We start from the raw sequence: 19695 nt of genomic DNA on the forward strand, positions 1-19695 counted from the left end.
CTTCATCAACCCATCCATCCCGACATTTCAGGTATGAACGCCCAAATCACCTCCGTCGAAGCGATCCTGGTCGACCTTCCGACCATCCGTGCGCATCAACTCGCGATGGCGACGATGCAGCAGCAAACTCTCGTCATTGTCCGCCTGCGCACGAGCGACGGCATCGAGGGCATAGGCGAAGCCACGACGATCGGCGGGCTGTCTCACGGCGATGAAAGTCCCGAAGGCATCAAGCTGACCATCGATACGTACCTCGCGCCTGCGCTCGTCGGACAGGATGCGACCAATATCAACGCCGCGATGCTCCGGCTGAACAAGATCGCGCGCGGCAACCGTTTTGCCAAGTGCGCGATGGAAACGGCGCTGCTCGACGCGCAAGGCAAGCGCCTCGGCGTGCCGGTGTGCGAACTGCTCGGCGGCGCGGTGCGCAAGACGCTTCCCGTGCTCTGGACGCTCGCGAGCGGCGATACCCAGCGCGATATCGAAGAAGCCGAAATGCTGCTGGCCGAGCGCCGCCACCATACGTTCAAGCTGAAGATCGGCCGGCGCAGCGTGCGCGACGATGTCGCGCATGTATCGCAGATCAAGGCCGCGCTCGGCGACCGCGCGAAAGTCACCGTGGACGTGAATCAGGCCTGGAACGAAGCCGACGCCGCGCTCGGCATCGAAGCGTTGCAGGCGGCGGGCATCGATCTGATCGAGCAACCGACTCCGCGCGAACAGCGCGGCGCGCTCGCGCGGCTCGCGGCGCGTTTCATCGTGCCGATCATGGCCGACGAAGCGGTCACTGGCCCGGAAGACGCGCTCGAACTCGTGCGCCACGCCTGCGCCGACGTGTTCGCGCTGAAGATCGCGAAGTCCGGCGGCATCTACGGCATGATGCGCACCGCCGCCATCGCCGATGCGGCGGGCGTGTCGCTCTATGGCGGCACGATGCTCGAAGGCAGCATCGGGTCGATCGCGTCGGCTCACGGCTTCGCCGCGCTCCCGCAACTCACATGGGGCACGGAATTGTTCGGGCCGCTCTTGCTGAAAGACGACATCGTCACGGCGCGCCCGCAGTATCGTGACTTCGACCTCCATCTGCCGGCGGGACCGGGTCTCGGCCTTCAGATCGACGAGGACAAGCTCGCGTTCTACCGGCGCGACAAGAACATCTGAACGCAACCACTCAACACTCAACGAGGAACGCCATGCTTTATCTCGTACGAATGGACGTGCATCTGCCGCACGACATGCCCGCCGCGAAGGCCGATGAAATCAAGGCCCGCGAGAAGGAATACTCGCAGGAGCTGCAACGGCAGGGCAAATGGCAGCAGTTGCATCGCATCGTGGGCGAGTACGCGAACTACAGCGTCTTCGACGTCGATTCGCATGACGAACTGCATACCCTGCTCTCGGCGCTGCCGCTGTTCCCGTACATGACGATGCAGGTGACCGCGCTCGCGCGCCATCCGTCGTCGATCCGCTGAAGCATGAAGCGCGACACGGAACCGCCTTCCATACCGACCGCGCCAAAAGGTAACTGGTCCGTGTCGGCGGTGAGCGCCGGGCTGCTCGCCGTCATCATCTCGTATGCGGGACCGCTCGCGATCTTCTTTCAGGCCGCGCACACGGCGCATGTCGGCAACGACGTGATCGCATCGTGGGTCTGGTCGATCTCGATGGGCGCGGCGGTCTCGGGCATCGCGCTGAGCTGGTGGCTGAAGCAGCCGATCATCACGGCGTGGTCCGCACCGGGCACGGCCCTGCTCGTCACGCTGTTTCCCGGCATGCCGGTGAGCGAAGCGATCGGCGCGTATATCGTCGCGGGCGCATGCATCTTTGCGCTGGGCCTTTCCGGCTGGTTCGATCAGATCGTCAAGCGCATCCCGAAAGGCATCGCCTGCGCGATGATGGCGGGCATCCTGTTTCAGTTCGGCGTCAACGTATTCAAGGCGGTGGCGCTCACGCCGTGGCTCGCTCTGGGAATGCTCGCGAGCTTCCTCGTGTTCCGCCGATGGGCGCCGCGCTACTGTCTCATTCTGGTGCTGGCGTTCGGCGGCGCGCTTGCCGTCGGGCTCGGCCTGACGCATTTCGAATCGGTCAGTCTGCACCTCACGCGCCCTGTCTTCACCATGCCGACCTGGACGTGGCAATCCACCGTGAGTCTCGCGGTGCCGCTCGTCATCGTGAGCCTGACGGGACAGTTCCTGCCGGGCTTCGCCATCCTGCGCGCGTCCGGCTATCAGACGCCGACGCGCCCGGTCCTCATGACGACGAGTCTCGCGTCGATGCTGGTCGCGTTCTCGGGCGGCATCACGATCGTCATCGCGGCGATCACCGCGGCGCTGTGCACCGGTCCCGACGCGCATCGCGATCCGCAGCGCCGCTACGTCGCGGGCATCGCGAACGGGCTTTTCTATCTGGCGGGCGGATGCTTCGCCGGAACCGTCGTGATGCTGTTCGCCGCGCTGCCGAACGCCTTCGTCGCGGTGCTCGCCGGGCTCGCATTGCTGGGCGCGATCGCGGCCAACATCGTCGGACTGGTGCAGGACGAGGCGCATCGCGAGGCGTCGTTCATCACGTTCATCGCGACGGCCTCCAACATGAGCTTTCTCGGGCTCGGCTCGGCGTTCTGGGGCATCGTGCTCGGAACCGTGGCGCATCTGGTGCTCGGCCGCGCGCAGCACAAAGGCTGAGCTACGCGCTGCATTCGGCGTCTTCCTTTTCGGCACGCCGGTTCGCTACGTTCCGGCACATGCGGCCGATCGCGGCGCGGTCCACCTTCCCCTGCTCGGTGAGCGGCACGCGCGGCACGGCGACCATCCGCACGGCTTGCGCGACCTTCACGCCGCACGCCGATTCGAGCGCGCGCAGGCAACGCGCGATGTCGATCCGCCTGCCCGTCCACGGCACGACCACGACGTTCCACCTGTAATCGCCTCCGGCATCCTTCGTCGCGATGGCGCGCGCGTAGCGCACCTCGGCCAGCGCGCACAGCGGCGTTTCGAGCTGCGCCGGACCGACGACGACGCCATCGATCTGAGCGACATCGGCCGCGCGTCCGAGCACATGCAGATGGAGCTTTTCGTCGATGAAACCGATATCGCCAGTCAGGCACCAGCCGTCGCGGAACTTCTGCGCCGACTCGATCGGCTGCCGGTAATAGCCCTGCGCCACCGCCGCCGAGCGCACTTCGATCGCGCCATGCTGGCCGCCGCGCGCGAACCTGCCATCGGTGCGGCGCACGCGCACGTCGACGCCGGGCCGGATGCGCCCCGCGCTGTTCAGCAAGGCCGGATCGGTGAGAAAGTCGGAAGGCGTCAGCACGCTCACGAGCCCCGCTTCGCTCGCGCCGTACATGTGCGTGAGCACCGGGCCGAGCCGCGCGATCGCGCGCTGCCGCAGGATCGCGGGCGCTGATCCGCCGATGTGCGCGATCGAGCGCAGCGACGACAGGTTGCGCCGGTCGACGTCCGGATGATCCATCGTTTCGAAGAGTTGCGGTTCGACGAGCAGCACGTCGGTGATGCGTTCGGCTTCGATCGTCGCGAGGGTGTCGGCCGGATCGTAGCGAGGCTTCAGCACGACGGTGCCGCCGCCCAGCAGCGTGTTGTCGACCAGCACTTGCGACAGATAAGCCAGCGCGCCATTGACGAGCTGACGACGATCGGCGGGACTCGGCGCGCTCACCATCGCGGACCAGGCCGCGAAGCTGCGGCGGCTCGCCTTGGGCGTGCCGGTCGAGCCGCCCGAGGAAACGATCATCGCGAGATCGTCGGGGCGGGCGCGGCTCTCGACCGGGAGATCGTGCTGCACGCGCGCGCGCAAGTCCAGACGCAGGCGCGCCGGGCCGGTGCCGACATAGGCCAGGCGCGCGCCAGTGTTCGGCGGCACCAGATGCTCCGTCTGCGCGAACGCGACGAGCAGGGTCGGCTGCATGCGGGTCACGAACGCCGCGCGATGCTCGGCGGAGGCGATCGCGGGCAGGAACATCGTTGCTGCGCCGAGCAGGTTGGTCGCGTAACGGATGGCCAGCGCGTCGGGGCAGTTCGGCGCGAACATCGCGACGAGCGCGCCGCGGGTGACGCCCAGGGACGCGAGCGCGCGGGCGTGACGGTAGATCGAAGCGCGTAGTGCGCCGCCTGTTACGTCCTGGTCGAGATAACGGAGGACGGCGCGATCGGCGTGCTTGTCGAGTTGGGCGAGCAAACTATCGACATAGGACCGAAAGGCCGCTCTTTCACAGGTCTTCATGACTGCATCCCCTCTTTAGTGAAGGATGCAGTGTGCTTGCGCAGAATGAGTTGGGAATGAGCGGCCGTGCGACGCTAGACAGTCTCCGTCGCAAGCACCTCCCCAATCGCCCCCGCCGTCACCCCGACATTACGATCATTCAACGCCGCGATACACATCCGTCCCGAGCGGATCAGATAAATGCCGTGCCGCTCACGCAATACATCGACCTGTGCCGCCGAAAGCCCCGTATACGTGAACATGCCGCGCTGCTCGAGATATCGCGCGAGCATCGCATCCGGCACGTTACCGCGCAGGCGCGCATGGATTTCTCCGCGCATGCGCGCGATGCGCGTGCACATCGACGCCAGTTCCTCTTCCCACAACTGCCGCAGCGCCGGCGTCGTGAGCACGCGCGTGACGATAGTCGCGCCGTGCGTCGGCGGATTGCTGTAGTTCGCGCGCACTGCGCTCGTCATCTGCCCGAGCACGCGCGCCGCCCATTCTGTCGACTCGCAAATCACCGACAACGCGCCGCAGCGCTCGCCGTACAGCGAAAAGTTCTTCGAGAACGAATTGGCGACGAATGCCGGCACGTTCTGACGCACCAGTTCGCGAATCGCGAACGCGTCCGCATCGAGGCCCGCGCCGAAGCCCTGATAAGCCATGTCGACGAACGGCAGCAGATCACGCCGCCTGATCACGTCGATCAGCTCCACCCATTGCGCATCGTTCAGATCGACGCCCGTCGGGTTGTGGCAGCACGCATGCAGCAGCACGACGCTTTTCGCGGGCAGATCGCGGATCGCCGAGAGCATCGCATCGAACTTCAGGCCGCCGGTCGCTTCGTCGTAGTACGGATACGTGCCGACCGTGAACCCCGCGCGCTCGAAGATGAAGCGATGGTTATCCCACGTCGGATCGCTGACCCAGACCTGCGAGCCGGGAAAATAGCGCTTGATGAAATCCGCGCCGACCTTGAGCGCGCCCGAGCCGCCAAGCGTCTGCACGGTCGCGATACGGCCTTCGGCGCGCGCGGCGGAGTCGTCGCCGAATACGAGCGACTGCACGGCATCGCGATACGCGGCGAGCCCCGCCATCGGCAGATACGGTTTCGCGGCGGGTTCAGCCAGCAAGCCGGTTTCGGCCTCGCGAACGGCGCGCATCACCGGCAAGCGGCCCGCGTCGTCGAAATAGATGCCGATGCTGAGATTGACCTTGTCTCTGCGCGGGTCCTTCGCGAAATCTTCGTTCAGCGAGAGGATCGGATCGCCGGGATAAGCTTCGATGTGTTCGAACATGACGGTCTCCTTCAGACGCGCGACAACGCGGCACTCGCGCGACGACGGTTTCGAATGGCATAACCCACGCCCAGCACCACGAGCCACACCGGAATCAGATAGACCGACATGCGCAGATCGGGAATCAGACACATCACCACCAGAATGCCGCCGAGGAACGCGAGACACAGATAGTTGGTGAGCGGATAACCGAGGCTCTTGAACACGGTCGTCTCACCGGCGCGCGCCTTTGCGCGGCGAAATTGCAGATGGATCAGGCTGATCATCGCCCAGTTGATGATCAGCGCCGACACCACCAGCCCCATCAGCAACTCGAACGCCTTGCCCGGCATCAGATAGTTGATCAGCACGCACGCGGCCGTCGCGATTGCGGAGACGCCGAGCGCGACGAGCGGAATGCCGCGCTTGTTGACCTTGAGCAGCGCGCGCGGCGCGTTGCCCTGCTGCGCGAGGCCGTACAGCATGCGGCTGTTGCAGTACACGCCGCTGTTATAGACCGAGAGCGCCGCCGTGAGCACCACCGCATTGAGCACGTGCGCGACGAAGTTGCTGTTCATTGCGTGGAAGATCAGCACGAACGGGCTGCCGCCAGTCACCACGTTCTGCCACGGATACAGCGACAGCAGCACGCCGAGCGCGCCCACGTAGAAAATCAGGATGCGATAGATCACCTGATTGGTCGCGCGCGGAATGGTGTGCGACGGATCATCCGCTTCGGCCGCCGTGATGCCCACGAGTTCCAGTCCGCCGAACGAGAACATGATGACGGCCATCGCCATCACGAGACCCGAGACGCCGTTCGGGAAGAAGCCGCCATGACGCCAGAGGTTCGACACGCTCGCTTCCGGCCCGGCATTGCCCGAGAAGAGCAGATAGCCGCCGAAGCCGATCATGCCGACGATCGCGACCACCTTGACGATCGCGAACCAGAACTCCAGTTCGCCATACGACTTCACGCTCGTCAGGTTGATCGCGTTGATCAGGCAGAAGCACACGAGCGCGGACACCCACGTCGGAATGCCCGGCCACCAGTATTGAACGTAGATGCCCACGGCTGAAAGCTCGGCCATCGACACGAGGATGTAGAGCACCCAGTAATTCCAGCCCGACAGGAAGCCCGCATATTGCCCGCAGTACTTGTCCGCGAAATGGCTGAACGAACCCGCGACGGGCTCGTCGACGACCATCTCGCCCAGTTGCCGCATGATGAAAAATGCAACGACGCCTGCGATCGCATACCCGAGCAGCACCGACGGCCCTGCGGATTTGATCGTCTGGGCGATGCCGAGAAACAGCCCGGTTCCGATCGCGCCGCCGAGCGCGATCAGCTGAATGTGACGGTTCTTCAGGCCGCGCTTGAGCGTGCCTTGTCCCTCATGTGCCACGTGTCTCTCTCCTTGTGTGCTGCGGTGGATTTCGGACGCTTCGAACATCGGGCGTCCCCGCTCGATTGAGGGGAATCAGTGTAAATTTGTTGCGGCACAATATGATTTCCTAAGATCCGCAGACAAACCCTAGTTTGCGCGTCTGGATTTCTTCATCGGTCACATCGGAGAAATAAAATTGCAGACTATCGAGATCGACCGTATCGACCTGCGTTTGCTCGGGATTCTGCAGTCCCGCGGACGCGTCTCCAATCTCGAACTGGCGGAGGCGATCAACCTGTCGCCTGCGCAGACCTTGCGGCGTCATCGGCGGCTGGAGGAAATGGGCGTGATCAAGGGCTACGAGACCCGGCTCGACGCGCAGGTGCTCGGCTTCGGCGTCGTCGCCTTCATTCAGGTGACCATGGAGCGCGGCCACGTGCGCGACCTCGCGAAGTTCAAGGGTGTCGTCGGCAAGCTCGCCGAGATTCAGGAATGCTTCGCCGTGACCGGCGATATCGATTACATGCTGAAGGTGATTACGCGCGATCTCAAAGGGCTGTCGGAGTTTCTGCTCGATACGCTGATGCGCATACCGGGCGTGAGCGGCGTGAAATCGAGCGTGTGTCTCGACGAACTCAAGTGCGTGAGCGCGGTGCCGCTGGACGCATAGCGCGCTCCGCGCTCGCTTCGGCGGTGCTCAGATTGCCATGCCGCCCGAAACTTCGATCCGTTGCGCATTGACCCAGCGATTGTCTTCCGACAACAACGACGCGATCATCGGTCCGATGTCATCGGGCAGGCCGGCGCGGCCGAGCGCGGTCATATCGGCGATGCGGCGGTTCAGCTCCGGATTGTCGCGCACCATGCCGCCGCTGAAGTCCGTCTGTATCGCGCCGGGCGCGACCACGTTGACGGCGATCCTGCGCGGCGCGAGTTCCTTCGCCATGTATTTCGTCAGCACTTCGACCGCGCCCTTCATCGAACCGTAAGGCGCGCTCTCCGGCACGATGATGCGCGTCAGACCCGAGGAAATATTCACGATGCGGCCGCCGTCGCGAATCAGCGGCAGCAGTTTCTGCGTGAGAAAGAACACGCCTTTGAAGTGAACCTCGTAGAGCGCATCGAGCTCCGCTTCCGTCGTTTTCTCGATGCTGTTGTGATGCGACGTCCCCGCGTTGTTGACGAGGAAGTCGAAGCGGTCGGCGCCCCAGCCGGCGAGTGTCGCGCGCACGTCGTTTGCGAAGGCATCGAAGCCGCGCGTGTTGCCGGTATCGAGTTGCAGCGCCTTCGCGCGCCCGCCGGCTTCCACAATCAGCGCGGCGACCTTCGCGGCTTCTTGCTGGTTGCTGCGATAAGTGAAGATGCTGTCGACGCCTCGTTGCACGAGGCTAAGCACGGTGTTTCGGCCGAGTCCCCGGCTGCCGCCGGTGACGATCGCAATCTTTCTCGCGGACATGATTCACGCTCCTTCGCTCCTGTGATCAGCCGACAGGATAGCGAGCGAAACGCTGATCGATAATCCGCTTCAATCCGCACGGGTTGTGCGAAAAACCGAACGCTCAGGCGCGCTGAAGCACGCGCGACAGTACTTGCTCTTCGAGTTCGGCGAAGCCGGGCGAAGTGCGCGTGCGCGGCCTTTGCAAGCGCACCGCGGTATCGAGCGTGATACGCCCCGCATCGATCAGCACGACGCGATCGCCGAGCGATACCGCTTCCTGCACGTCGTGCGTGACGAGCAGCGCGGTGAACTTGTGCTCGCGCCACAGACGCTCGATCAAGCCCTGCATCTCGATGCGCGTCAGTGCATCGAGCGCGCCGAGCGGTTCATCGAGCAACAGCAGATCCGGCCGATGCACGAGCGCACGCGCGAGCGCCACGCGCTGCCGCTGTCCGCCCGACAGTCGCGATGGCCAGTCCTTCTCGCGCTCGGAGAGTCCCACTTCGGCGAGCGTCGCGCGAGCTTCGTCGCGCCGGCTGCGCGGCAGGCCGATCATCACGTTGTCGAGCACGCTCTTCCACGGCAACAGCCGCGCGTCCTGAAACATGATCCGCACCTGCAACTCGCTTGCCGTCGCTGGTGCGTTGCGTTGAAGGACACCGCCCGTCGGCTGATCGAGACCGGCGATGAGCCGCAGCAAGGTCGACTTGCCGCAGCCGCTGCGCCCGACGATCGACACGAAGCTACCGCGCTCGATGGAGAAGTCGAGCCGGGCCAAAACCGTGCGCTCGCCGAAGCGCTTCTCCACGCCGCGCAGCGATACGGCGAGATCGCGCCCCGCGTGCGGCGGGCGTGCATGCGTTTGTGGTTCGACGCGCCTGAACGCGGGCGCCAGCGTGTCGATATCGGTCAGATTCATGATTGCGCCTTCGTTTGATACGCGGGATGCCAGCGCAGGGTCGCGCGTTCGATCGAGCGGGCGACGGTGTCGGCCAGTTTGCCGAGCAGCGCGTAAAGCAGGATGCCGACCACCACGACATCGGTTTGCAGGAACTCGCGCGCGTTCATCGTCATATAGCCGATGCCCGATTGCGCGGAGATCGTCTCGGCCACGATCAGCATCACCCACATCAGGCCGAACGCGAAGCGCACGCCGACGAGAATCGACGGCAACGCCCCCGGCAAGATCACATGCCGATACAGCGCGAAGCCCGACAAGCCATAACTCTTCGCCATCTCGATCAGATCGCGGTCGACCGAGCGAATGCCGTGATACGTGTTGACGTAGACGGGAAAGAACACGCCCAGCGCAACCAGCACGAGTTTCGCTTCCTCGCCGATGCCGAACCACAGGATCAGGAGCGGAATCATCGCGAGCGCGGGGATGTTGCGGATCATCTGCACGGTCGAGTCGAGCGCGATTTCGGCGGGCTTGAAGAGGCCGGTCGCGAGACCGAGCACGAAGCCGATGCCGCCGCCCATCGCGAAGCCCGCGAGTGCGCGCCCGGCGCTCACTTTCACGTTGGCCCACAGATCGCCGGACTCGATCAGCGCCCACGCGGCTTTCACGACCGCGAGCGGTTCGGGCAGCACGCGCGATGACAGTCCACCGGTGCGCGCGGCGCTTTCCCATGCAATCAGGATCAGCACCGGCACGAGCCACGGTAACGCGCGGCGAGCGATGGAGTTCAGCGTCATGATGCCGACACCCTCGGCAATTCCGCCGTGCCGATGACTTCACCGAACGGTCCCGACAACGGCCCGCTGATCTGCTCGCGCTGGCGACGCGGCAGCAGCGGAAACACCAGTTCCGCGAAGCGATACGACTCTTCCAGATGCGGATAACCCGACAGGATGAATGTCTCGATGCCCAGTTCCGCATACTGCTTCATCAGGCCGGCGACCTGTTCCGGATTGCCGACGAGCGCCGTGCCCGCGCCACCGCGCACGAGCCCCACACCCGCCCACAGATGCGGATACACCTCCAGCTTGTCGCGCTGGCCGCCGTGCAGCGCGGCCATGCGGCGCTGCCCTTCCGAGTCCATCTTCGCGAACGAGGCCTGGGCGCGGCGAATGGTTTCATCGTCGAGCTTGCTGATGAGCTTGTCGGCGTCCGCCCACGCTTCCTGTTCGGTCTCGCGCACGATCACATGCAGACGAATGCCGAATTTGATCGAGCGGCCTGCGTCGGCGGCGCGGCGGCGGATGTCGGCCAGTTTCCTTGCCACGTCCTCGGGCGGCTCGCCCCAGGTGAGATATGTGTCGATGTGCTTCGCCGCGATTTCGTGCGCCGCCGGCGACGAACCGCCGAACCAAAGCGGCGGATGCTGCTTTTGCACGGGTGGATACAGCACCTTGCCGCCCTGCGATCGCAGATGCTTGCCGTCGAAATCGAAGGCGCCGTTGTCGTGCGACTGTTCGAGCAGGCCGCGCCAGATCGTGAGGAATTCGTCGGTGATTTCGTAGCGCGTGTCGTGGTCGTGGAACACGCCATCGCCGGCGAGTTCGGACGGATCACCGCCGGTCACGACATTGATAAGCAGACGCCCGTTCGAGAGCCGGTCGAACGTCGATGCCATGCGCGCCGACAGTCCCGGCGAACTCAGGCCCGGACGGATCGCGACGAGAAACTTCAGACGCTTCGTCGCGGGAATGAGGCTGGAGGCGACCACCCACGCGTCCTCGCAGGAACGGCCGGTGGGCAGCAGCACGCCTTCATAGCCGAGTGTATCGGCGGCCACTGCGATCTGGCGGAAGTAGTCGTAATTCGCGGCTCGCGCGCCTTGCGATGTGCCGAGATAGCGGCTGTCGCCGTGCGTGGGGATGAACCAGAAAACATTCATTGCGGAATCTGCCTTGTCGAAGGCATCGTCGCCGATGCCGATACTGGCGATGTTAGCAATGCGCGCCTGGTGGGCTAAACGAGGAATCGTGATATCGATAGCAGGATTCGCGCCGATGCCAAGTGCTTTTCTTGTGATGCTTTTCAGGCATATCGATAGCGTCCGATATTATTTGGCGCGCACGCGCCGCGCCCCTAGCATCACGCTTCTCTCAATCAGCATGCGTGCGCATCATGAATATCAAGCATCCCTTCAAAGCTACTGTGTTGTCGATCCTCTTCGCGTGGGGCGTCGTGAGCGCGCAGCCGTCGCTCGCGGCGAATCAGACCGTTCGAGTGGGCATCATGTCCGGCGAGGACGAGGACGTGTGGCGTGCCGTGGCCGCCAATGCGGCGAAGCACGGCATCACGGTGAAAGTCACGACCTTCTCCGATTACACGCAGCCGAACGAAGCGCTCGCGCAACACGACCTCGACGCCAACTCGTTCCAGCACAAGCCTTATCTCGATGCGCAGATCCAGGCGCGTCACTATGACATCGTGCCTGTCGGCTTCACCTACGTGCAGCCGATCGGCCTTTACTCGCGCAAGTGGAAATCGGTGGATGCGCTGCCGCAGAACGCGGCCATCGGCGTGCCGAACGATCCGAGCAACGAAGGCCGCGCGCTGCTGCTGTTGCAGGCCATCGGTGTGATCAAGCTGCGCGAGAACGCGGGCCTCCTGCCCACCGCGCGCGATATCGCGAGCAACCCGAGGCACGTGCAGATCAAGGAACTCGATGCGGGCATCGTCGGCCGCGCGATCGGCGATCTCGATGCTGCCGTCGTCAACACCGACTGGGCGATCAAGGCCGGCATCAAGATTCCGCAGGAGCGCATCGCGCAGGAGAAGGTGACGAACAATCCGTATCGCAACTTCATCGCGGTCAATGCGAAGGATGCGCAGGCGCCGTGGGTCAAGGCGCTGGTGGAGAGTTATCAGCAGGCCAATGTGGCGACGTCGATTCTGAGCGTCTATCACGGCGCGACGCTGCCCGCTTGGGATGGCGCGCCGCAGAAGTGAAGGAAAAAGCAACGTGATTCGAAACGGCCGCTCAATCGGGTCCGTGCGCCTTCCCCTGTCTAACGCCTCCATTTCACTGAATCAGTGTTTCGTTGGTTTCCCTTGCATACCCGGCGGCAGCGCGCAGCGCTGTGCCGGAGCTCTTTCGTGCTGAACCAGCGCGCTAAGACAACTAGCGTGTCAGACCGTGCGCGGTCCAAGCCCGAGACGGCCTACGAGGGCACTCGCTACAGAGTCCACGAACAACGAGAAGAACACCCAAATTGCGTGTGACCGCGGGCGTCTCGAGCTGCTTTCTTTGGTTACTTTCTTTCAGCAGCAAAGAAAGTGACTGCCGCCCCGCACAGGGGCAGTGCTAATAGACCGACACGAATTCAGGATTTCCGATAAGCCTGTTGGCATCTCGCGGGACGCAGCCGCTTCATCGTCGAGACCTTCGAGGCGGTGCGCGAAGTGTGGCCGAAGAATCTGCCGTTGACGGCACGCTTCGGTGTCGTCGAATACGATGGCCGCGATGACGTCACGCTGAACGAATCGATCGAACTGACGAGGACGCTGCGGCGCAAAGGCCTCGATCTGATGAGCGTGAGCGTCGGCTTCGTTACGCCGTGGCTGAATGATGTCTTGAAACGAAAAACGCGCAACGTGATGGTTGCGCGCTTTTGACTACGCGGGCTTACAAGGCTCCATGCCGTTCCGCACTTTCGCGCTGTCGGCATCAGAAGAAGCGATGAACGCAAGAAACTCACGGGCAAGCTGCGGTGCGCGTGCGTTCGTACATAACGCGGCTTCGAACACCGTCAGCGTCTGAATCCCGGGCGGCAACATGCCGATCACGTCGATGCCTTCGACGCCGATCATCTCGCTCACCTGCTGAAAGCCCAGTTCGACTTCGCCACGCGCGATGAGCGTGCCCACCGCAACGCCCGGCGGCGCCTGCACGATGCGCGATGCGATGCGCTCAGCAATGCCCCAACGCTCGAACAAACGCGTCAGATAGACGCCGCTCGGCCCCGTCGAATAGCCGATGCTGCGTGCAGCGAGCACCGCCTCGCGCACGGCGGCTTCATCGTCGATGGAAGGACGCGCCGCGCCCGACGCCACCGCGATCGCCACGCCCGAACGCGCGACTTTCACGCGGCTGGCCGCATCGACGCGCGCCGACCCCGCGAGCCGATCGATCGCGTCCGACGCAAGCACGACGATATCGAACGTCTCGCCTTCATCGACGCGCCTGAACGCCGCGACACCGCCCACCGATTCGATCGCCACGCGCTGTCCCGCCTTCGCCTCATAAGCCGAAGCAAGCTCGTTCAACACCTGGCGCGTCGCCATCGAAGAGATGCCTGTGATGCTCATGAGCGTCAGTCGATGTAGCGCAAGCCCGCCTTTTCCAGCGGTTCGCGCATCTTGTACATATCGAGGCCGAGCACGCCGCTCGCGAGTTTCGCGCGCTTCTCTTCTTCGAGCGCCTCGCGTGCGATGGCCTTGTCGAGCACCTGTTGTGCCGAGACGGAAGGCACGACGACAACGCCATCGTCATCCGCGACGATCACATCGCCGGGCGTCACCAGCGCGCCCGCGCACACGACAGGAATGTTCACCGAACCGAGCGTCGCCTTCACCGTGCCTTTTGCGGAGATCGCACGGCTCCAGACGGGGAAGTTCATCTCCGTCAGCACGCGCACGTCGCGCACGCCGCCATCGATGATGAGCGCACGCGCGCCGCGCGCCTTGAAGCTCGTCGCGAGCAGGTCGCCGAAGAAACCGTCGGTGTTGTCGGTCGTGCAGGCGGCCACGACGATGTCGCCCGGACGAATCTGCTCAGCCGCGACGTGCATCATCCAGTTGTCGCCCGGCTGCAGCAACACGGTCACCGCCGTGCCGCTCGCCTGCGCGCCCGTGTAGATCGGCCGCATGTAGGTCTTCATCAGACCGACACGGCCCATCGCCTCGTGCACCGTCGCCGAGCCGAGCGCGCCGAGTTTTTCGGCTGCGTCCGCGTTCGCACGATCGATGTTCCGATACACCACTCCCAGTTCATACATGATCAACGTCCCTTCGCTTTGAGCGCCGCATCCAGGCGCGGATACACCCGGCGCGCGTTGCCTTCGTAAATCTTGTAGCGCGCTTCCGGTTCGATTTGCGCCGCCTCGACATAGCGCTTCGTGTCGTCGAAATAGTGCCCCGTTTCAGGATCGATGCCGCGTACCGCGCCGATCATCTCGCTCGCGAACAGAATGTTGTCGACGGGAATCACGCGCGTCAGCAAGTCGATGCCCGGCTGGTGATAGACGCATGTATCGAAGAACACGTTGTCGAGCAAATGATCCTTCAGCAAGGGCTTTTTCAGCTCCTGCGCGAGTCCGCGGAAGCGTCCCCAGTGATACGGCACCGCGCCGCCGCCGTGCGGAATCACGAACTTGAGCGTCGGAAAATCGCGGAACAGATCGGACGTGAGGCACTGCATGAACGCGGTCGTGTCGGCGTTCAGATAGTGCGCGCCCGTCGTATGAAAACACGCGTTGCAGCTCGTGCTCACGTGGATCATCGCGGGGATGTCGTATTCCACCATCTTCTCGTAGACCGGATACCACGAGCGGTCCGAGAGCGGCGGGCTCGTCCAGTGCCCGCCCGACGGGTCCGGGTTCAGGTTGATCGCGACATTGCCGTACTGCTCGACGCACTTCACGAGTTCGGGAATGCACGTCGAGACATCGACGCCCGGACTCTGCGGCAGCATCGCCGCCGGCACGAAGCTGTCGGGGAAAAGCTCGCTCACGCGATAGCACAGCTCGTTGCAGATCGCCGCCCACGTGCTCGACACTTCGAAGTCGCCGATGTGATGCGCCATGAAGCTCGCGCGCGGGCTGAACACGGTGAGATCGAGGCCGCGTTCGCGCATCAGTCGAAGCTGATTCGTTTCGATCGATTCGCGCAGTTCATCGTCGCTGATACGCAGTTCCGATGCGGCCGGCATCTCCGAAGGATTCGTGATGCCTGCGATCTGCCGGTTGCGCCACGCTTCGAGCGCCTTGGGGGCGGTCGTGTAGTGGCCGTGTATGTCGATGATCATGCCTTGCTCCAGGTACTCGTTAATGTGCTGCCGTCGTCTGTGCGTGCGCTTCATCGACACGCGTGCGCTGCGCCACGAGAATCGCGAGGGCCGCGAGCGTCGCGGGCACGGCGAGCATCGCGAGGATCGCGCCGAACTCCCAGCCGAGACCGAGCAGCGCGCCGCCGAAGGCGGAACCGAAGATGCTGCCGAAGCGGCCCATGCCGAGCATCCAGCTCACGCCGGTGGCACGCGCGACGGTCGGATAACGTCCCGGCGCGAAGGCGTTGAGGCCGGTTTGCGCGCCGCTCATGCAGAAGCCCGCCGCGAACACGAGCACCGCAAGCGACGACGACAACGCGCCGATCCACGCCAGCCCGAGCACGCACACCGCGCCGCCGAGATATGCCGCGCTGATGACGGGCGCCGGGCGCGCACGGTCCATGATCCAGCCGACGATGATCGCACCGATCGTGCCGCCGATCTGGAACATCGCGGTGATGTTCGCCGCTGCGGAGACCGTGAGGCCCGCGTCTTTCATGAGCGTCGGCAGCCAGCCGGTCAGCAGATAGATCACGAGCAGGCCCATGAAATACGTGACCCACAGCGCACCCGTCATCAGGCCGTAGCCCTGCGAGAACAGCACGCCGATAGGCCTTTTCGTCGGCAGCGGCGGTTCGTTCGACACGAAAGTTTCGCTGCCGTCGAAGCGCGCACCGCACACGCGGCCGAGCACCTTGCCGATACGCGCGGAGGTCGCGCCGCGCACCGCGAGCAGACGCGCCGATTCGGGCAGGAGCCACATCTGCAGCGGAATCAGCGCGAGCGGCAACGCGCCGCCGAAGATCAGCACCGCGCGCCAGCCGTGCACCGGGATCAGCCAGCCCGCGACGAAGCCGATCAGCGCCGAGCCGAGGTTGAAGCCCGTGAACATGATCGTGATGAGCAGCGCGCGCTTGCGTTGCGGCGCGTACTCGGAGAGCAGCGTCGTCGTGTTGGGCATCGCGGCGCCGAGGCCGATGCCGGTCAGCAGGCGCAACACCGCCATGCTCGCGGGCGATGTCGTGAAAGCGGTCCCGATCGTGAACACGCCGAAGAGGAACACGGACGTAATCAGGACCCACCTGCGTCCGATGCGATCCGATGCCGGCCCGGCCGACAATGCGCCGATCACGAGACCGATGGGTGCCGCGCTCATCACGAGACCGAACGCGGGGCGCGAGATATGCCAGTCCGCGATGATCGAAGGCGCAACGAAGCCCATGATGGCCACGTCCATGCCGTCCGCCATCACGACGAGGAAGCACAGCGCGACGAGCAGCCACTGGTAGGCGGAAATGGGGCGTTCGTCGATGAAGCCCTTGATGTCGATGGTTTTACGGATATCCATGTTTGTCTCCTGTCTCCTCTTTTATTCAGTTCTTCGCCTTGTCCCAGTCGAGCTTGCCGGCGCCCTTGCCTGCCACCGAATACAGTGCGCCGGGAGCGTTGCGTGTCTTCTGGAATTCTTCGAGCGTTTCGCCACGCATCGCCGCATAGATGTGCAGGTTGGATACGCCCGTTACCGCGCCGAGCTTTTCGAGCATGAAGAAGATCACGCCGTAGTGAAGCAGGCCGCGCCAGTTGCGGCGACGGATGAGATCGCGCTCCTGTTCGCTGAGACCCGCCGCTTCGAGGCTCGCTTCTTCGTCCTGTTTGAATGCCTCGCGATGCGCGGGCTCGACCATGCGATGCAGATAATCGTTGATGCGATATGCGCGCACCGCCGTCTCGATCGAGAACGGATAGGTGCCGTCGAGGTTCTCGACATCGGTCAGTTGCACGGCCATCTTCTGACGATGACGCTCGATGATCGCCGGGTTCGTCTCGCTGTCCTCGCCTTCGTAGATCGCGGTCGCGATGCCGGCCATCGACGGCAGGTAGTAGCTGCGATGCTTGCACACGACATTCGACGACAGCGCGCCGCGCATCGTCAGCCACATGATCACTTCGGCGCCTTCGTAGCCGCCGAGCGCCGCGAATTCCGCGAGCGTCATGTCAGCGAGTTGCTCGGGATCGCGCTCGAAGAGATCGAGGAAGCGCGCATCCCATTCCGTGTTGTTGAAGCCCGAACGCTCGCCGTGCACCTGATGCGAGAGACCGCCTGTGGCGAGAATCGCGACCTTGATGTCTTCCGGATAACTTTCGATCGCGCGGCGCAGCGCCTGGCCGAGCTTGTAGAAACGGCGCGCGCTCGGCACGGGCAATTGCAGCACGCCCATTTGCAGCGGCACGAGCTTGACGGGCCATTCGGGCTTGTGCGGACACAGCATCGAAAGCGGCGAGAAGCAGCCGTGGTCGAGCGCCTTGTTCTGGAAGAACGACATGTCGAATTCGTCGGACATCAGCGATGTGCCGATGTGCGCGGCGAGCGCCGGATGACCTTTGATCGGCGGCAGATCGCGCGCGCCGCCGCCTTCGTCCGCGACGCGCCATTCCGGGCCGACGCCGAGTGCGAACGCGGAATAGTGATCGAAAAAGAACGACGTGACGTGGTCGTTGTAGATCGTGACGATGACATCGGGCTGCTTTTCCGCGAGCCAGTTCGCGAGCGGCGCGAAATTCTCGAAGATCGGCGCCCAGACGGGATCGTCGCGTTTGTTCTTGTCGAACGCGAAACCGATGGTCGGGGTGTGCGAGGCGGCGATGCCTCCGATGATCCGTGCCATGTGCGCTACTCCTTCAGAATGCGTGGCCGAGCGGGCTTGCTTTAGGGAAACTGAAGCCGAAGGGTAGCGAGGAAGGAGGTGGCGCGGGTATTACGCGTAAACCAGTACTTTGCCGGTGTGGATGGGGTTCGGAGGGGATGGGAGGCCGCTGGGCGCGGCGGGCGGGGAAGTTCTGCAGCACCGCGTTGCCGATGCGCCGATAAACAAAACTGATGGCGGGTGAAGCAGGACGCAAGCGGCGTGAGTTTGGGGAGCGGCCGCGCCCTGTGAGAGGATGCGCGGATCGCTATCCTTTCGTGGAGTGGATCCGATGCTTGCAGATATTTATCGAGGATACATCGCGTGTCTGAACGCGCAGGATTGGGGGAATCTCGGCACGTTCGTTCATGATGCGCTGCATTACAACGGGCGGCCGCTGACGCTCGACGATTATCACGAAATGCTGAAGAAGGATTTTCGCGAGATTCCGGATCTCTTCTTCGATATTGAACTGTTGATTGCGGAGCCGCCGCGCATCGCCTGCCGATTGCGCTTCGAATGCGCGCCGAAAGGCGTTTTCATGGGCTTGCCTGTGAATGGAAAACGAGTGCTTTTTTGGGAGAATGTTTTCTATAAATTCCGCGAAGGAAAAATCGACAACGTCTGGTCGGTGATCGATAAGGCCGCGATCGAGGCGCAGATTTAAGTGCGCGTTTTTTCGATGCTTGAACTCAACTGGAATTTCGTATTAGGTGCCAGCAGGCATCGAGCCAGGTTTTACCTTTTACCAAAAGCCATACATTGAAAGACTCGTGCGCGATACCTTATGCCTGTTATCGTTACGCGATTCGAATAATGGCTAAGCGACAAAAAATTCGTAAAGAAGCGAGGGCATGACATGCCGATTTGCTGCTTCTTTACACTCAATGGAAAGACTATATCCACCTTGCATTGCTCGGGGTATGGCACGGTCGGAGCGTTCTCAGGCCACGGGCACGGCCGCGAAAATCCAGTTGAGGTCGCAACACCAAACGTCGGGCCGATTCCGCCGGGCACGTATTACATCGTTGACCGGCAGTCGGGGGGTGTAATGGGGTGGGCTTATGACGCCGCAGGAGAATACTTCGGGCTGACTACGGACCGCAGTAAGTGGTTCGCACTGTGGCATCCCGAAACCGGCGACACAACCATGGTTCAGGGTGTGAGGCGTGGCCAGTTTCGTCTGCACGCGGAGGGTCCATCGGCGCTCAGCGAGGGATGCATCGCGGTAGTAAATCCCGCGGAATTTGAGCTTCTTCAACGGCACATTCGGAAGTACCGACCGCTCATTGCGGTCCCGCGTTCGACGCTCATGGCCTACGGCACGGTCGAGGTTCGATGAAACAGAAGCTACTGATCGCGGCTCGCCTGATCACGTTCCTGCTCGTCGTGCACTATGCGGGCGCGCGCCTCGCCAATTTTCTCGTCTGTAGGTACATGACGGAGATGCCTGAATGGATGCATCAGACGATCCGCGTCGTGCTCGATAACACGGGTAACGCAGATATCCGCGAACCCGACGATCTCAGTGTGATCGCGCTTTTGTCGACGCTTGTCGCATGCTGGATCGCGGTCGCGATAGCGTTGATCGTGTTCTATAAAATCTCCCGGCAACTCGTCCACCGTTATGCCCGGGCGCTTCGATAAAAAGCTTCAACGCTCTTGACCTACGGCACGCTGGAACTC

The 19695-nt window shown here is 63.3% G+C and carries 20 protein-coding genes and 1 pseudogene; 9 read left to right on the forward strand and 12 right to left on the reverse strand.

Features of this window, described 5'->3' with window-relative positions; translation table 11 throughout:
• The first annotated feature begins 33 nt into the window (after positions 1 to 33).
• The 3 genes from NK8_RS31195 to NK8_RS31205 are packed head-to-tail and all read left to right on the forward strand — an operon-like array spanning position 34 to position 2681.
• Positions 34 to 1161, forward strand: a complete 1128-nt coding sequence (locus NK8_RS31195) for a muconate/chloromuconate family cycloisomerase (protein WP_213232054.1) — start codon at positions 34 to 36, stop codon at positions 1159 to 1161.
• A 32-nt stretch (positions 1162 to 1193) separates the two neighbouring features.
• The gene (gene catC, locus NK8_RS31200; protein ID WP_162070553.1) at positions 1194 to 1472 is read left to right on the forward strand and encodes a muconolactone Delta-isomerase; all 279 of its coding nucleotides are present in this window, start codon (positions 1194 to 1196) and stop codon (positions 1470 to 1472) included.
• 3 nt (positions 1473 to 1475) lie between these two features.
• The gene (locus NK8_RS31205; protein WP_213232056.1) at positions 1476 to 2681 is read left to right on the forward strand and encodes a benzoate/H(+) symporter BenE family transporter; all 1206 of its coding nucleotides are present in this window, start codon (positions 1476 to 1478) and stop codon (positions 2679 to 2681) included.
• A gap of 1 nt (position 2682) precedes the next feature.
• Here NK8_RS31205 and NK8_RS31210 read toward each other — a convergent pair whose 3' ends face one another.
• The 3 genes from NK8_RS31210 to NK8_RS31220 form a co-directional block, all read right to left on the reverse strand.
• The gene (locus NK8_RS31210) at positions 2683 to 4239 is read right to left on the reverse strand and encodes a class I adenylate-forming enzyme family protein (RefSeq protein ID WP_213232058.1); all 1557 of its coding nucleotides are present in this window, start codon (positions 4237 to 4239) and stop codon (positions 2683 to 2685) included.
• A 74-nt stretch (positions 4240 to 4313) separates the two neighbouring features.
• Positions 4314 to 5519: an amino acid aminotransferase gene (locus tag NK8_RS31215; protein WP_213232060.1), complete on the reverse strand. Its 1206-nt coding sequence runs from the start codon at positions 5517 to 5519 to the stop codon at positions 4314 to 4316.
• A gap of 11 nt (positions 5520 to 5530) precedes the next feature.
• Entirely contained in the window at positions 5531 to 6904 is a 1374-nt protein-coding gene (locus tag NK8_RS31220) for an amino acid permease (RefSeq protein ID WP_213232062.1), read from the reverse strand.
• A gap of 178 nt (positions 6905 to 7082) precedes the next feature.
• On the opposite strand from NK8_RS31220, the gene NK8_RS31225 reads away from it, so the two are divergent.
• Entirely contained in the window at positions 7083 to 7556 is a 474-nt protein-coding gene (locus NK8_RS31225) for an Lrp/AsnC family transcriptional regulator (RefSeq protein ID WP_162070548.1), read from the forward strand.
• A 27-nt stretch (positions 7557 to 7583) separates the two neighbouring features.
• Here the strand turns inward: NK8_RS31225 and NK8_RS31230 are convergent, their stop codons facing one another.
• The 4 genes from NK8_RS31230 to ssuD all read right to left on the reverse strand — a co-directional run bounded on the left by NK8_RS31230 (position 7584) and on the right by ssuD (position 11167).
• Positions 7584 to 8342 (reverse strand): SDR family NAD(P)-dependent oxidoreductase, encoded by a 759-nt coding sequence (locus tag NK8_RS31230; protein WP_213232064.1) that lies wholly within the window; start codon positions 8340 to 8342, stop codon positions 7584 to 7586.
• A gap of 103 nt (positions 8343 to 8445) precedes the next feature.
• A complete protein-coding gene (locus NK8_RS31235) occupies positions 8446 to 9243 on the reverse strand; it encodes an ATP-binding cassette domain-containing protein (RefSeq protein WP_213232066.1) in 798 nt (265 codons plus the stop codon).
• Positions 9240 to 10022 carry an aliphatic sulfonate ABC transporter permease SsuC gene (gene ssuC, locus NK8_RS31240; RefSeq protein ID WP_213232068.1) on the reverse strand — a complete coding sequence of 261 codons (783 nt, stop codon included), beginning with the start codon at positions 10020 to 10022 and terminating at the stop codon, positions 9240 to 9242. Before ssuC ends, NK8_RS31235 begins: the two co-directional genes overlap by 4 nt.
• Positions 10019 to 11167, reverse strand: coding sequence for an FMNH2-dependent alkanesulfonate monooxygenase (gene ssuD / locus NK8_RS31245; RefSeq protein ID WP_162070544.1), 1149 nt, complete (start codon positions 11165 to 11167; stop codon positions 10019 to 10021). Before ssuD ends, ssuC begins: the two co-directional genes overlap by 4 nt.
• A 233-nt stretch (positions 11168 to 11400) precedes the next feature.
• On the opposite strand from ssuD, the gene NK8_RS31250 reads away from it, so the two are divergent.
• Together NK8_RS31250 and NK8_RS31255 are read left to right on the forward strand one after the other, a co-directional pair.
• A complete protein-coding gene (locus tag NK8_RS31250) occupies positions 11401 to 12228 on the forward strand; it encodes a MetQ/NlpA family lipoprotein (RefSeq protein WP_213232070.1) in 828 nt (275 codons plus the stop codon).
• Positions 12229 to 12630: 402 nt separating this feature from the next.
• Positions 12631 to 12837, forward strand: a pseudogene (locus NK8_RS31255) (NADH:flavin oxidoreductase/NADH oxidase); the annotation flags it as partial.
• Positions 12838 to 12894: 57 nt separating this feature from the next.
• On the opposite strand, the gene NK8_RS31260 reads toward NK8_RS31255, so the two are convergent.
• From NK8_RS31260 to NK8_RS31280, 5 genes are read right to left on the reverse strand one after another with little or no spacing between them, the layout of a single operon-like run.
• The gene (locus tag NK8_RS31260; protein WP_213232072.1) at positions 12895 to 13587 is read right to left on the reverse strand and encodes a substrate-binding domain-containing protein; all 693 of its coding nucleotides are present in this window, start codon (positions 13585 to 13587) and stop codon (positions 12895 to 12897) included.
• 5 nt (positions 13588 to 13592) lie between these two features.
• A complete protein-coding gene (ligK, locus tag NK8_RS31265; protein ID WP_213232074.1) occupies positions 13593 to 14276 on the reverse strand; it encodes a 4-carboxy-4-hydroxy-2-oxoadipate aldolase/oxaloacetate decarboxylase in 684 nt (227 codons plus the stop codon).
• Positions 14277 to 14278: 2 nt separating this feature from the next.
• Positions 14279 to 15304, reverse strand: a complete 1026-nt coding sequence (locus NK8_RS31270) for an amidohydrolase family protein (protein ID WP_213232076.1) — start codon at positions 15302 to 15304, stop codon at positions 14279 to 14281.
• A 19-nt stretch (positions 15305 to 15323) separates the two neighbouring features.
• Positions 15324 to 16673, reverse strand: a complete 1350-nt coding sequence (locus tag NK8_RS31275) for an aromatic acid/H+ symport family MFS transporter (RefSeq protein ID WP_213232078.1) — start codon at positions 16671 to 16673, stop codon at positions 15324 to 15326.
• A gap of 25 nt (positions 16674 to 16698) precedes the next feature.
• Complete coding sequence (locus tag NK8_RS31280) at positions 16699 to 17991, reverse strand: gallate dioxygenase (RefSeq protein WP_213232080.1); 1293 nt, start codon at positions 17989 to 17991, stop codon at positions 16699 to 16701.
• A 310-nt stretch (positions 17992 to 18301) separates the two neighbouring features.
• On the opposite strand from NK8_RS31280, the gene NK8_RS31285 reads away from it, so the two are divergent.
• From NK8_RS31285 to NK8_RS31295, 3 genes are all read left to right on the forward strand, one after another.
• A complete protein-coding gene (locus NK8_RS31285) occupies positions 18302 to 18676 on the forward strand; it encodes an ester cyclase (RefSeq protein ID WP_213233262.1) in 375 nt (124 codons plus the stop codon).
• Between the two features lie 192 nt (positions 18677 to 18868).
• Positions 18869 to 19351: a DUF2778 domain-containing protein gene (locus tag NK8_RS31290; protein ID WP_213232082.1), complete on the forward strand. Its 483-nt coding sequence runs from the start codon at positions 18869 to 18871 to the stop codon at positions 19349 to 19351.
• A complete protein-coding gene (locus tag NK8_RS31295) occupies positions 19348 to 19656 on the forward strand; it encodes a hypothetical protein (RefSeq protein ID WP_213232084.1) in 309 nt (102 codons plus the stop codon). The genes NK8_RS31290 and NK8_RS31295 overlap by 4 nt, the downstream gene beginning before the upstream one ends.
• The last annotated feature ends 39 nt before the right edge of the window (positions 19657 to 19695 follow it).

The sequence above is a fragment of the Caballeronia sp. NK8 genome, from assembly GCF_018408855.1.
Taxonomy (GTDB): domain Bacteria; phylum Pseudomonadota; class Gammaproteobacteria; order Burkholderiales; family Burkholderiaceae; genus Caballeronia.

Bases quoted from the DNA above. Each gene is read 5' to 3' on its own strand.
- NK8_RS31195 (WP_213232054.1), top strand. From the start codon at position 34: ATGAACGCCCAAATCACCTCCGTCGAAGCGATCCTGGTCGACCTTCCG.
- catC (WP_162070553.1), top strand. From the start codon at position 1,194: ATGCTTTATCTCGTACGAATGGACGTGCATCTGCCGCACGACATGCCC.
- NK8_RS31205 (WP_213232056.1), top strand. From the start codon at position 1,476: ATGAAGCGCGACACGGAACCGCCTTCCATACCGACCGCGCCAAAAGGT.
- NK8_RS31210 (WP_213232058.1), bottom strand. From the start codon at position 4,239: ATGAAGACCTGTGAAAGAGCGGCCTTTCGGTCCTATGTCGATAGTTTG.
- NK8_RS31215 (WP_213232060.1), bottom strand. From the start codon at position 5,519: ATGTTCGAACACATCGAAGCTTATCCCGGCGATCCGATCCTCTCGCTG.
- NK8_RS31230 (WP_213232064.1), bottom strand. From the start codon at position 8,342: ATGTCCGCGAGAAAGATTGCGATCGTCACCGGCGGCAGCCGGGGACTC.
- NK8_RS31235 (WP_213232066.1), bottom strand. From the start codon at position 9,243: ATGAATCTGACCGATATCGACACGCTGGCGCCCGCGTTCAGGCGCGTC.
- ssuC (WP_213232068.1), bottom strand. From the start codon at position 10,022: ATGACGCTGAACTCCATCGCTCGCCGCGCGTTACCGTGGCTCGTGCCG.
- ssuD (WP_162070544.1), bottom strand. From the start codon at position 11,167: ATGAATGTTTTCTGGTTCATCCCCACGCACGGCGACAGCCGCTATCTC.
- NK8_RS31250 (WP_213232070.1), top strand. From the start codon at position 11,401: ATGAATATCAAGCATCCCTTCAAAGCTACTGTGTTGTCGATCCTCTTC.
- NK8_RS31260 (WP_213232072.1), bottom strand. From the start codon at position 13,587: ATGAGCATCACAGGCATCTCTTCGATGGCGACGCGCCAGGTGTTGAAC.
- ligK (WP_213232074.1), bottom strand. From the start codon at position 14,276: ATGTATGAACTGGGAGTGGTGTATCGGAACATCGATCGTGCGAACGCG.
- NK8_RS31270 (WP_213232076.1), bottom strand. From the start codon at position 15,304: ATGATCATCGACATACACGGCCACTACACGACCGCCCCCAAGGCGCTC.
- NK8_RS31275 (WP_213232078.1), bottom strand. From the start codon at position 16,673: ATGGATATCCGTAAAACCATCGACATCAAGGGCTTCATCGACGAACGC.
- NK8_RS31280 (WP_213232080.1), bottom strand. From the start codon at position 17,991: ATGGCACGGATCATCGGAGGCATCGCCGCCTCGCACACCCCGACCATC.
- NK8_RS31285 (WP_213233262.1), top strand. From the start codon at position 18,302: ATGCTTGCAGATATTTATCGAGGATACATCGCGTGTCTGAACGCGCAG.
- NK8_RS31290 (WP_213232082.1), top strand. From the start codon at position 18,869: ATGCCGATTTGCTGCTTCTTTACACTCAATGGAAAGACTATATCCACC.
- NK8_RS31295 (WP_213232084.1), top strand. From the start codon at position 19,348: ATGAAACAGAAGCTACTGATCGCGGCTCGCCTGATCACGTTCCTGCTC.